8 protein-coding genes and 3 pseudogenes are annotated in these 12,451 nt (G+C 69.8%); 5 read left to right on the top strand and 6 right to left on the bottom strand.

The annotated features are described in order from the left end of the window. Positions 1 to 12: 12 nt before the first annotated feature. Complete coding sequence (locus tag ABT115_RS07945) at positions 13 to 588, bottom strand: IS607 family transposase (protein WP_351785258.1); 576 nt, start codon at positions 586 to 588, stop codon at positions 13 to 15. A gap of 64 nt (positions 589 to 652) precedes the next feature. Here ABT115_RS07945 and ABT115_RS07940 point away from each other — a divergent pair. Next, positions 653 to 1,345, top strand: a pseudogene (locus tag ABT115_RS07940) (pyridoxal-phosphate dependent enzyme); the annotation flags it as partial. Between the two features lie 75 nt (positions 1,346 to 1,420). Beyond that, positions 1,421 to 4,042, top strand: a complete 2,622-nt coding sequence (locus ABT115_RS07935) for a discoidin domain-containing protein (RefSeq protein WP_351785255.1) — start codon at positions 1,421 to 1,423, stop codon at positions 4,040 to 4,042. A gap of 140 nt (positions 4,043 to 4,182) precedes the next feature. Here ABT115_RS07935 and ABT115_RS07930 read toward each other — a convergent pair whose 3' ends face one another. Further along, a complete protein-coding gene (locus ABT115_RS07930) occupies positions 4,183 to 5,487 on the bottom strand; it encodes an IPT/TIG domain-containing protein (protein WP_351785252.1) in 1,305 nt (434 codons plus the stop codon). A 243-nt stretch (positions 5,488 to 5,730) separates the two neighbouring features. Then, positions 5,731 to 6,477, bottom strand: coding sequence for an IPT/TIG domain-containing protein (locus ABT115_RS07925; protein ID WP_351785249.1), 747 nt, complete (start codon positions 6,475 to 6,477; stop codon positions 5,731 to 5,733). An 11-nt stretch (positions 6,478 to 6,488) separates the two neighbouring features. On the opposite strand from ABT115_RS07925, the gene ABT115_RS07920 reads away from it, so the two are divergent. Further along, positions 6,489 to 6,698, top strand: a complete 210-nt coding sequence (locus ABT115_RS07920; RefSeq protein WP_351785247.1) for a hypothetical protein — start codon at positions 6,489 to 6,491, stop codon at positions 6,696 to 6,698. A 760-nt stretch (positions 6,699 to 7,458) separates the two neighbouring features. Here ABT115_RS07920 and ABT115_RS30860 read toward each other — a convergent pair. Then, positions 7,459 to 7,700: pseudogene (locus tag ABT115_RS30860) on the bottom strand (ATP-binding protein); the annotation flags it as partial. A 300-nt stretch (positions 7,701 to 8,000) separates the two neighbouring features. On the opposite strand from ABT115_RS30860, the gene ABT115_RS07915 reads away from it, so the two are divergent. Further along, on the top strand, positions 8,001 to 8,597 hold the full coding sequence (locus ABT115_RS07915) for a dihydrofolate reductase family protein (RefSeq protein ID WP_351785244.1): 597 nt from the start codon (positions 8,001 to 8,003) through the stop codon (positions 8,595 to 8,597). 300 nt (positions 8,598 to 8,897) lie between these two features. Here the strand turns inward: ABT115_RS07915 and ABT115_RS07910 are convergent, their stop codons facing one another. Then, the gene (locus tag ABT115_RS07910) at positions 8,898 to 9,953 is read right to left on the bottom strand and encodes a MarR family transcriptional regulator (RefSeq protein WP_351785241.1); all 1,056 of its coding nucleotides are present in this window, start codon (positions 9,951 to 9,953) and stop codon (positions 8,898 to 8,900) included. Between the two features lie 638 nt (positions 9,954 to 10,591). On the opposite strand from ABT115_RS07910, the pseudogene ABT115_RS07905 reads away from it, so the two are divergent. Next, positions 10,592 to 10,939 (top strand): annotated as a pseudogene (locus ABT115_RS07905) (helix-turn-helix domain-containing protein); the annotation flags it as partial. A 16-nt stretch (positions 10,940 to 10,955) separates the two neighbouring features. Here ABT115_RS07905 and ABT115_RS07900 read toward each other — a convergent pair. After that, complete coding sequence (locus ABT115_RS07900) at positions 10,956 to 12,395, bottom strand: ATP-binding protein (protein ID WP_351785238.1); 1,440 nt, start codon at positions 12,393 to 12,395, stop codon at positions 10,956 to 10,958. Positions 12,396 to 12,451: the final 56 nt, after the last annotated feature.

Below are 12,451 nucleotides of genomic sequence, written 5' to 3'. Positions count from 1 at the left end.
ACTTGAACTTCTTCATCCGGCCACCTCCGGGCCGGTGGCAACGGCGACTGCCCGGGCAGCGCGGTTCTTCGCGGAGCGCCGGCCGTACAGGCGGGCGCACATCGAGGTCAGGACCTCGGTGATATCCCGTACGAGATCGTCGGCGGTCTCCGCCGGGTCAAGGACGAGCAGACGCCGCCCCGAGGCCGAGAGGGCGGCCTCCAAATGCTCGACCCCGAACCGGGCGAGGCGGTCACGGCGCTCGACCACGATCGTCCCCACACCCGGGTCGGCGAGCAGCCGGTGCAGCTTGCGCCGGCGCCCGTTCAAGCCGGAGCCGACCTCCGTCACCACGTCAGCAACCGCCAGGCCGCAGGACGTTGCGCCCTGAACGGCCCGGGCGACCTGGCGCTCCAGATCCGCTTTCTGGTCACCGGACGAGACACGGCAGTACGCCACGACCCGTCCCGCAGCCTGCGGGACCGACTCGGTCACGAGCCATGTACCCGACGGCGTCTGGACGACCGGGACCGGCATACGGCCCTTCGCCCACGTCCACGCGGTCTGGTAATGCACACCGTTACGCACCGCCCACTCGGAAAGCTTCACAACATCACGATATTCACCGAAGGTGACAGATATCCACTGAAAGAAATAGGAAACTGTCGTTCACCCCTGCACGGTGTACGTCCCCGAAGGCACGTCCCCGAAGAAGACCGAACAGATCCGGGCCCACGGCGCCCGGCTGGAGATCGTCCCCGGCGATCGTGAGGCCACCGCGCTGGCCGCCCGTACCGCCGCCGACGCCCCCGGCACCTTCTACGCCTCGCATGTCTTCAACCCGTACTTCCTGCACGGCACGAAGACCTACGTGTACGAGATGTGGGAGGACCTCGGTGGCCGGCTCCCGGACGCCATCGCCGTACCGGTCGGCAACGGCACCCTCCTCCTCGGCGCGGCCCTGGCCACCGCCGAACTCCACGCCCAGGGGCTGATCGACGAACGCCCGGCGCTGATCGCCGTACAGGCCGAGGCCGTATCACCGCTGGCCGCCGCCTTCCGCGCGGAAGCGGACGGACTGCTCGACACCCCGGCCGGCGCTGCCACTCCCACCCTCGCCGAGGGCATCGCCATCCCACGCCCACCGCGCGCCCATGCCATCCTGGCCGCGGTACGGGAGTCGGGCGGCACCTTCCTCACGGTGACCGAGGATCAGATCCGTACGGCGCAGCTGGATCTGGCTGCCCGCGGGTTCTATGTGGAGACGACGGGCGTCGCCTGTTGGGCGGCGGTCGGCGGCTGGACGGACCGGAGCGTCGTGGTACCCCTGTGCGGCGCAGGCCTCAAGACCGGCCTCGCCGGCTGACGGGGGCCCGGCCGTTCACCCGCACGCCACGCGCCGTGCACCACCGCTCGGCGCGCGCGTCCATACCTTCGTACGGTGAGCCTCTCGCGCGTCTGTCTCCTCACGTCCCTGACATCCCTGACAGCTCTCGTCGCGGGCGCCCTGATAGCGCCGCTGCCGCCCCTCTCGTACGCGGCCGCGCCTCTCCCGCCCGCGTCCACGGCCTGCGGCCGGGACACCGACCCCGCCTGGGCTCCGACCTCCACCCGGTTCGGCGAGGCCGAGGGATACGACCCCTACGTCGGCAACGGATATCTGGCCCACCGAGTGCCCCCCACGGGCGCCGGATATGCCGCGTCGGGCGAGAAGACCGGCTGGCCGCTGTTCACTCCGCGCTACGACGGCGCCTTCGTCTCCGGCCTGTTCGGGCGCGACAAGGACCTCGCCGCCGGCCGCGAGGTGATCGCCGCACTGCCGAGCTGGACGACCCTCGACGTAAGCGTCGGCAACGAGACCTACGGCTCCGCCACGCCTCCGGGCCGGATCTCGCACTACCGCCAGACGGCGTTCCTGCGCTGCGGCCTGGTGCGCACGTCGCTGCGCTGGACCACGGCCGACGGTCGCGCGACGGACCTGACGTACGAGGTGCTCGCCGACCGGTCCGATGTGCACACCGGCGCCGTGCGGCTGCGCATGACACCGCACTGGAGCGGTACGGCGACCGTCACCGGCCGCCTCGACCCGCGGGGCGCACGCCGGATCACACTCAACGACGACGGAACGTTCCGCACGCAGGGCACCGGGACTGCGGGCGCGATCGTCCAGACGATGCGCACCGACGGATCGAAGCCGGCGCCGACGGCACAGAACCCGCTCCGGGTGAGCGCCGGACGCACGTACACCTTCGAGAAGTACGTCGGAGTGGACACCGCGCTCACCTCGTCGGCCCCGCGCACTGCCGCCCGTGAGGCGTCCCGGCGCGCGGCCCGGCGCGGTTGGTCCGGTGTCCTCGCCGCGAACGCCGCCGCCTGGCGGCAGGCCTGGGCGGCCGACATCGCCGTACCGGACAGTCCAGAGCTGCAGAAATGGCTGCGGTCGGCGCAGTACGGACTGCTCGCCTCCATCCGGACCGGGTCCCGCGACAGCATCGCACCGGCCGGTCTGACCAGCGACAACTACGCGGGCTTGGTGTTCTGGGACGCCGAGATCTGGATGTACCCGGGGCTGCTCGCCACCCGCCCCGAACTGGCCCGCCCGGTCGTCGAGTACCGCTACCGCACGCGCGCAGCCGCCCGTACCAACGCCCAGCAGCTGGGATTCCGGGGCCTGTTCTACCCATGGACGAGCGCGAGCAAGGGCAACCTCTGGACCGAGTGCCAGAGCTGGGACCCCCCGCACTGCATCAACCAGAACCACCTCCAGGGCGATATCTCGCTCGCCGTCTGGCAGTACTACCTGGCGACCGGGGACCGCGACTGGCTGGCCCGGCACGGCTGGCCACTGCTTCAGGGGATCGCCGACTTCTGGGCCTCGCGGGCCACCGCGAACGACGACGGCAGCTACTCGGTGAAGGACATCGCGGGCCCCGACGAGTACAGCAACGACGTCACCGACGGCGTCTTCACCAACGCGGTCGCGGCCACCGCCCTGCGCAACGCCACCCGCGCGGCGCAGCTGCTCGGGCACCCGGCACCGGCCGAGTGGACGCGGGTCGCGGACGGTCTGCGCATCCCGTACGACCCGAAGCGGAAGCTCTTCCTTCAGTACGCGGGCTACCACGGCTCGACGATCAAACAGGCCGACACGGTGCTGCTGATCTACCCACTCGAATGGCCGATGGAGCCGGGCGCCCGGGCGTCCACGCTCGACTACTACGCCGAGCGCACCGATCCGGACGGCCCCGCGATGACGGACTCGGTCCATGCGATCGCCGCGGCCGCGATCGGGGCACCTGGCTGCGCCACGTACACCTATCTCCAGCGCGCCGTGCGCCCGTTCATGCGCGGCCCGTACGCCCTGTTCAGCGAGGCCCGGGGCACGAAGTCAGGCGCGCAGGACCCGCTGTCGGGCGCCCCCGCCCAGGACTTCCTCACCGGGAAGGGCGGACTCCTCCAGGTGTTCACCCATGGCCTGACGGGTCTTCGGCTACGGGAGGACGGGGTGCGGCTCGATCCGTTGCTGCCGCCGCAGCTGGGCAAGGGCGTCACGCTGACGGGGCTGCGCTACCGGGGCCGTACGTACGACATCGCGATCGGCCCCCTGACGACAACGGTCCGGTTGACCTCCGGCGCCCCCTTCACCGTCCACACCCCCACCGGCCCCCGCCTCCTGACCGGCACGCTCGCCCTCGCCACCCGCCGCCCCGACCTCGCCCGGACGACGGACGCGGCCCGCTGCCGCCCGGCCACGGCGACTTCCGAGACCCCCGGCCTGTACGCGGCCGCCGCGGTGGACGGCAGCCCGGCCACGGCCTGGTCCCCCGACGGCGCGACAGGCACACTGACGGTGGACTTGGGGCGCGCGGCCCCGGTGACCTCGATCGAGCCGGAGTGGACGGACGCACGCTTCGTCTCCTACCGCCTGGAGACCTCGGTGAACGGCACGGACTGGCAGCCGTACGGGTCGGGAGCGACGGCCCGTCTGGTGCGGCTGACGGTCGCTTCGGATGACGCAAAGAAGCCGGTAAGCGTACGGGAGTTGAGGGTCGCGCAGCCTTAGGCAGGCAGGCCGGCCGTCCGCCGAGTCGGCCGGCCTGCCCGGCGAACCGCTTCCTCGCCCGCACGCGGGCCGGCATCTCTCCTCAAGGCGCGCCAAAGTGCGTTCGCCGACGACGTGCACCTGCGGGTCCCACGTGCCGCTCAAATGCCGGGTGGGACAAGTCGGGTGTAAGGAACGCCGATACTGGTGCCACCTGGGGTGACGACCCTGACGGTGACCGCGCCGACCACGCCGGGCGGTGCCGTGGCTGTCAGCTGGGTGTCGGAGGCCACGGTGAAGGCGGCGGGCACGCTCCCGAACAGTACTGCGGTGGCATACGTCAGTCCGACGCCGGTGAGAGTCACCGTGTTTCCGCCTGTCGACGGGCCCTGGTTGGGTACCAGACCAACGATGACCGGAGCACCCAGATATTCGTAGGCCGCGGTGTTGCTCGTGCCGCCGGGCGTGGTGACGGTGACCGGGACGGTGCCGACGGCTCCGGGCGGCACCGTCACTCTGATCTCCGTGGCCGAGGCAATGGTGTAGTTGGTCGCCGCCGTCACGCCGAAGCGAACCGCCGTGGCCTGAAGGAAATTCGCACCGGTCAGCGTCACGGAGTTGCCACCGCCCACCTGCCCTGACCCGGCGACGACACTGTTGAGAACCGGTGCGCCGAGGTAGTAGTAGAAGACGGCTTGGCTGCTGGTACCCGCGGGCGTGGTGACCGTGACGGCAACCGGACCCGGGCCACCGGCAGGGACAATCGCAGTCAGCTGAGTCGCCGAGACGGGGACGAACGAACTCGCCGCATTGGTGCCGAAGCGTACGGAGGTCGTTCCGGTGAAGCCGGTCCCGGACAAGGTGATGCTGTTCCCACCCGAGAGTGGCCCCTGGGCCGGAGCCACACTGCCCAGAACCGGAAGGGCGACATACGTATAGGGGATCCCGGCGCTGGTGCCGCCCGGAGTGGTGATCGTGACATCGACGGTGCCGACGGGCGCGGCGGGGGCGACCGCGGTGGCCTGTGTCGCAGAGACGGCGATGAACGCGGCGGCCACGGTACCGAAACGAACCGAGGTAGCGCCGGTGAAGCCGGTTCCGGTCAACGTGACCGTGTTCCCGCCCTCGACCGACCCCTGGTTGGGTGCGATGGAACTGATCGCGGGCGTCGCGACCGTGTAAGTGAAGCCAATGCCGTTGCTGGTTCCATCGGGCGTGGTCACCGCGATCTGTACGGTGCCCGCACCGGCCGGGGCGACTGCGGTGATCTTGGTCGCGGACGCCACGGCGAACGAACCGGAGGGAGTACCGCCGAAGGTGACCGCGGTCGCGTCGGTGAAACCGGTGCCGGTCAGCGTGACGACCGTCCCGGCGGGCCCGAGAGGGCTGATCGTGGTGATTACGGGGGCCGTCGCAGCCGTCGACGGTTGCGTAGCGTGGGACATTGAGCTGTCGGAGCTCTCCACAGCCGTTCTCCTGTCGGGGTGATGTGATCGGCGGGATGTGGTCGGGGCGTTGTGGAGGGGATGCGGAGATCGGGGCGCCGCCCGGACCTCCTGGCCGGGCGGCGACGAGCAAGGTACCGAGTGGATTGCCCGCCCCGGCCGGGCACGTAATGTCCCTGACCGGGGCGGACATCATGCATCCGAAGGCGGTACCGGAGCCGGGCGCTGTTCCGCGTCGGCGGTCGGTGCCGCAGCCGTGGCGGATCAGATACCGGGGCCTGCCGCATAGGTGAAGGCGCCGACGTCCGTGGCTGTTCCGGCAGGGTTGGAGAGACCGACATCGACCGCACCGACGGCGCCGGGCGGGGTGACGGCGGACACCGTCGTCGCGTTGATGACCGAGAACGGTGCCGGCGCCGAGTTGAACGTGACCTGGCTCGTCGAGGTCAGGTTGGTGCCCGTGATGGTCACCGCCGTTCCACCGGATGTCGGTCCGGAAGCCGGAGTGATCCCGGTGATTGTCGGGGCGTCGATGTATGTGTACGACAGACCGTTGTTGGTCCCTCCGGCGGTCGTCACGCTGACGCTCACCGGCCCGGCTGCCGCACCCGCGGGCACGACGACACTGATCTGGCTGTCCGAAATCACCGTCGGCGTGACGGTATTGGCGCCGAAGGACACCCCCGTGGCGGTGGACAGGCCGGTGCCACTGATGGTGATGGTGTTGCCGCCCGCAGTGGCGCCCGAGCTCACGCTCAGACTGGACTTGAACGGGGCGCCGACATAGAAGAACGGTGTCGGGTTGCTGGTTCCGCCCGGGGTTACCACCGTCACGCCGACCGTGCCGGAGCCGGACGGCGAGACAGCGGTGACCTGGGTGGGCGAGACGTTGGTGACGCCGGTGGCCGGGCTGGTGCCGAAGAGCACAGCGCTGGTGCCCGTGAGGTTGGTGCCCGTGATGGTGACGGCGGTACCGCCACCGGTGGAGCCCTGGTTCGGACTGATTGGCATGGTCGTCCTCCGTGTTTGAACGGATCTATGAGATACGGGAGTTGGCTGCGATTCCGGCCCAGGTCAAGACCCATGGCCATGACGTGGACCACCGAGCACTGTCGGGCCCGGCCGCCCTCGCTCACCTCCTCCGCGGCCGGTCCCACCGGGTGCTTGGAGCCGTGATGAGCCGTGTCGCGGGCGCCGCTCCGTACGAGCCGGGGCTGCTCTCGCGGTGCTGAACCGGCAACCTTCGCACTGCCATCGGCATGAGGCCGAGGTGCTCACGTGACTGCTGTCGGCTCGCTCACGGCGGCAATGACCGCACGCGGGTCGCAGAGTCCGTGGCCACGCTCGTGGCCTCGACAACGAGGTACTCGGCGTACGCGGATGGCTCGCGCACCGCTCCCTTGCAGAGGCCGGGGGCTGTCCCACCAGCCCCTGCCACTACCTGGCAGGGGCGACTGGTCGGATCCAAGTCCTCTACAGGGGCGCCCATCGCGGCCCGTCCGGAGCAAACGATGCCGAGGTCCGTCACACATGGACGGTCGGCGAACAGAACGGTTCCGCGCTCCCCCGGAGAGGGATGGGCGGCCCACCGGTTCGGATGCCCAAGTCACCCATACAAATGAAATATGAAGCAAGCGTCTTGACGGCTCGTCATCCCATCGGACGAGCGCACAGGGGCGGGTGGATCGGCACGCCGGGGGGACCCGAATCCGCTGCCTGTCCCATCATGAGCCCCCAGGAACCCGAAGCGGCTCCGATGACTTGGACGGTGGACAGCGGGAGCGTTCAGCTACGGGCGAGTCGGTCGTTCAGGTCGCGGGCGGTCTGTTCCAGGTGGGCCTGGCCGCGCCGATGGTGCCCTGCCGGTAGATCGAGGCGGTCAGCGGCGCCCCGACAGGGCGACCGTGGCGAACCGTTCCTTTGGACTGAGCGGGAGTGAGTCCGCTCAGCCGCACGCCCCGAACGGTGCGGCTGGTTACGGGGTGGGTCCGCCTACCAGTAGCTACGAGTGATCTTCTCGGGCAGCCGACCCTGCCGCCGCCACTCCTGGCGGTCGGCGAGCGCCTCCACCAGCAGCATGCCCCGGCCGGTCTCCGCCAGCGGCGGCATCGGGGGGCGTGGCTCGCCCGGGGCGGGGGCCGGAGTTCGCCCCGGGTGTCGGAGACCGCGATACGCAGGGTCCAGCCGAGGATCTCGGCGGTGACCTCGAAGTCCCGACCCGGAACCCGGCCGTGTGCCCACCCCCGATGTCGTGGACCTCGCTGACGCACAGCACACCGTCGACGTCCGAGAACTCGCCTGACCAACCCTCGGTGCACTGAAGGGTGGCTCTGTTCACTTCATGCGACAGCGTTTATCGGCTGGTTCAGCAGCAGTTGGGTTTCGGCGCGCGTGCGAGTGTTCATGAGATTTGACGGCACGGTGCTCGCGTAGTTGCTCCGGTGCGATGATCACTCGGCGGCTTCGCAACCGCGGCACGCCATCCGACGGGCCCGGGACGCACCGCAGTAGCGAACTGACGGAAGGGATTTGACGTGCGCAGACTCGTCCACTTCATCGCCACCACTCTCGATGGCTTCATCGCGGGCCCGGACGGCGCGGACCCCACCGGACCGAACGGCTTCTGGCCCATACCGGAGGACTACATCCAGCACCTCGTGGCCGATTACCCGGAGACGCTGCCCGTCCAGGCCCGGCAGGCACTGTCCGTCACGGCGGGGGGCACGCACTTCGACACTGTGCTCGAGGGGCGGCGCAGCTACGAGGTCGGTCTTGCGGCCGGGATCGCCGACGCCTACCCCCACCTGCGGCACCTGGTATTTTCCCGGACCCTGACCGAGAGCCCGGACCCGGCCGTCGAACTGGTCGCCGATGACCCGGTGGCGACCGTGCGAGGGCTCAAGCAGCAGGACGGCAAGGACATCTGGCTGCTCGGCGGCGCCGAGCTGGCGGGTTCCCTGTACACCGAGATCGACATGCTGATCCTCAAGGTCGGCCCGCTGACCATCGGCAACGGGATCCCTCTGTTCTCCCGCAAGGCCGCCTTCGACCCGCGCACCTGGACCCTCACCGACCACACCGTCCTCAAAAGCGGCGCAATGTTCCTCACCTACTCGCGCGTCACCAGCTGAGCCCTTCGGGCGGGCGGCGCTGTACGAGGCCGGGCGCGCGCTGCAGTGAATGCGGCGGGGGCGCCCCGAGTCGGCCGCGTGCGGCTCGACGTGCGACATCTGTAGGCGGACAGCCCGGTGGGCTGCGGGTGTTCCGTGACGGACCTGCTGGTTTCCGCGTGCGCGGTGACGACCGGAGCCGACTCACGAGCGGGGACCGGCCGCAGGCCGGCCAGGGCAGCAGCCGGAAGTGAAGTTCGACGTCCCGGATTGCTGGGCGGGCCGCAAGACCGGATTGCGTACACCCGAAGGACTGACAGTTCAGGGGCTGCGCATCAGGTTGCGGAGGTCGGCGACGAGGGCCGCGACATCGCGTTCGACCTGCTCCGGGGCCTCCGGCTCGGGCGATTCCGGTTTCTGGTGCACGTTCCGGCAGGGCTTGCAGAGGCCGTCCGGAAGTGCCTCGGCCGGACCGGGACGACCGCATGCGGCGCACTCGACCAGGAGACTGCGCGCGGCAGTGCCGGACTGGCTTGATGCCGGTGCCGAGGGCAGTTGGGGCGGCATCTTGTCGGTGAGGCGGCGGCGCACCAGGCCGATGGGTGATCCGATCCGCTCGGGAAGCCCGGCGGTGAGCGCCGATGTCAGGTAGTCGGCGCTGACACCTCGGGCGAACCAGGCGGCGGCAAGTGGCTCCAGGGCGGCGCAGTCGGCGGCGGAGAGCGCCAGGCGGGGTTCGCGGCGCCCGAGTTCGGCCAGGGCGAGGTAGGCGGGGGAAGGTGCCGCAGCGGCCGAAGGGGCGGCTGCGACCGGCACGTATTCCGGCGCCGGTGGTTCCGGCGGGTTCGGGCCGGGGAGCACCATGGTGCCTGCCTCCAGCGGCCGGTCCGGGGGCGACTCCGCGGTGCGCTGCCGGGGTACAAACGGTTCGGGCCCCGGCTCGGCGGCGGGTACGGATGCCTGCTCCGGCGCGGCAGCTCCACCCGCGAGCCGGGCGGCCCACCACTCGTTGTCGTGGGCGGCGCGTGACCAGTAGGTGAGCGTCACCCACCGGCACTGACCGTTCCCCTCCACCCGGCAGCGCACGCGGCGCAGGTGCCCAGCCACGGCGAGTGCGCGCAGAGCGGTACCGATGGCCATCTGGCCGTACAGGGGCAGGTCTTTGGCCAGCGACTTGATGTCCATGGCGGCGCCGTCGGGCAGGTGGTCGACATACCGGGCGACATACCGCTCACGCTCCGGCAGGAAGGCGAAGTCGTCCACGCCGGGTTGGCCTTGGCCGGGGATGGACTGCTTGCCGTAGCCGGTGCGGGCCTTGCGGTACGGGCGTGAGGCTGCGGGGGCGGGCAGCGTGGAGTTAGGGTGCTGACTAGCCACGAGATCGTCTTTCTTGGTTGTCGATCTTGGGTGAGACCCCGGCCGGTGCTGTGAACACCGCGTCGGGGTCGTTTCGTTGAGGGGACCGTAAGCAGCCGCGACTCTCTGCTGCAACTCACTCATAATTAGTCATACTTGCTGGTCGTGACGGGTGGGGAGGGAGGGGAGGTTTCCTCAAAACCCCCTACCTACCTTCCGGATGAACAACACCGCTCGGACCCCGGACCTCGGATCCCGGCCCTTGGGTCCCGAAGCTCAAGCGTCGGCCCGCACACCTTTCCCGGGCCCCGAACGAGTGACAGGACGGTGTGCGATGCTCGAACCCCAAGACTCGGGACCCGAGTTCCGGGCCCGGCGTCCGGGCCCCCGCAAAGCCTGGCAGCCCCGTCAAGGTGAGCCACCGCGCGCTTACGCCTGAACAGAAGTACAGCTGCCGCCTCCTCGACGGGCGGGGGGCCGGAGCAGGCGGTCGGGCGCCCCGCGCATGGGGCGACAGCCAGGATGCACCAACCTCGCCGCGCGTACGCTGCGTCAGCGTACGCACACAATCAGTGGACAGTGCGCGTCACCCTGCGTGACGATGGAACCGAGTCAGAAGCGGTACGGCGGGGCGGGTGCGTGCGAAAGGTGGCCGAACTGTGGCCTACGAGAACACGGACGACGGCGCTGCGGGAACGGCGGCGGGAGGAACGGGCGCGGGAGCCGGCGCCGAGCCGGGGGTGTCGGACAGTCTGCGCACGTTCGGCGCGTTCGTCCAGGCTTTACGGGAGCACGCGGGCTTCAGCCGCGAGGAGTTCGGCGGCCTGGTGCGCTTCTCCAAGCACACGGTCGCCTCGATCGAGCAGGGCCGGCGAATGCCGGACCGCGATTTCGTGGAACGCGCGGAGGAGGCGCTCGGGAACACCGGCGCGTTACGGAAGGCCGCGCCACATCTGACCCGGCCGGCGGGGCTGGCGAGTTGGTCCCGGCAGTGGGCGCGGGTGGAGGACCCGGACTTCGCGGCTATCGGGGCTGCCACGCCCGTACGAGGTCCTCCGGCCCCCAGTGCGCGGTGAGCGGCAGATCATCGGTCACCCCGCAGCGAGAGACCGCGACCAGTGGAGTATCCGGGGCGGTACCGGGGACGGCGAGCATGTCGCGCACCAAGGCGTCGTACTCATGACGGCCGAAGGGCTGGGTCTCCAGCCACTTGACCGACCCGACGAAGGACACCTGCCGGGCCACCGGCTCGCGGTCTGCACCGATGAGGCCGATCTCGGGGTTGTTCTGACGGTTCCACCAACCGCCGATGGCCTCGGTCTCGGGCCACTCATCATTGGGCATCAGACGCAGCAAGGACTCGCGGATCAGTGGCTCGACCGCTCGCCCGCGCCAACTGGTCCATGACCGCTCGATGCGTTCCAGTGCCAAGTCACCGCGGCCTCGCTCGATGAGTGGGATCGCGCGTGCCAGGAACGCCAGCCAGAACCGCAGATACGGGTCGGCGATCCGGTAGCGCTTGTTCTTGCTGTCCGGCTTGACTGACAGAGGGAGATCAGCAGCCAGGACTCGCTTGGCCTGCAGCATGGCCAGCAGCGGGGAGAGCGTGCCGGACGGCAGAGCGCTGGCGCCGCCGGCCTGGGCTGCGATTGCGCTGAACGTGCGCTCACCGCTGCCAACCGCTTCCAGTACGGCCCGTGAGTGTGAAGCCTCGGGGAATTCGCCCAGCAGGGACAGCTCGCCGGCCACCAGCAGGGGCGAGAGAGGATTGGCGACCGACGCCTGCAAGAACGCTGTACGCCCCATTCCCGGCCGCCACGACTGCACGATCTCGGGGAATCCGCCAGTGATCAACTGGGCGTCGACGGCCCCTGCGGCGTCAAGTTCGGTCATGGCCTGTACGTCGGCCAGGTTCAGGGGGCGGACGGTCATTTTCGCTGCCCGACCGAAGAACGGGCGTCCGTACGACTGCAGTGCCTCCATCACCGATGTATCGCTGCCAACCAGCAGCAGAAGCACGGGCTTGGAGGACAAGTGACGGTCCCAGACAGTCTGAAGTGCGCCCTCGAATTCCTGATCCTGCTCGACCAGCCAGGGCACCTCGTCGATCACCGCGATGCTGGGCGAGTCATCGGGTACCGCGAGCGCCAGCGAGCGCAGGGCCTGGTTCCAGTCCTGCGCCTGGAGGCCGGCGACCAGCTCCGCCCCAGGCAGTAGCGACTGCGCGAGCGTCGCGGCAAAGTCGGCGCGCTCCGTCACAGGGTTGCGCCCACGGGTGGCCTGAAACACCACGTACGGCGCTCCCGAGCGGTCGCAGAACTCCTGGACCAGTCGCGACTTCCCTACTCGGCGCCGGCCCGTCATGATCACAGCCCGCCCCCGAGTGGCTCCAACCGCCTCTGCCACTGTCCGGTACTGCTCAGCCAGCAGTTCAAGATCTCCGGCCCGACCTTGAAACTCCACGACGCACCCCTGAGGATAATTAACGTAGATAGATTCTTACGTAGATTGAACCTTAC

Source organism: Streptomyces sp. NPDC001832 (assembly GCF_040297265.1).
In the GTDB taxonomy this organism is placed as follows: Bacteria; Actinomycetota; Actinomycetes; order Streptomycetales; family Streptomycetaceae; genus Streptomyces.
This window is presented reverse-complemented; position numbering and strand designations above follow the sequence as displayed.

Bases quoted from the DNA above. Each gene is read 5' to 3' on its own strand.
- ABT115_RS07925 (WP_351785249.1), bottom strand. From the start codon at position 6,477: ATGCCAATCAGTCCGAACCAGGGCTCCACCGGTGGCGGTACCGCCGTC.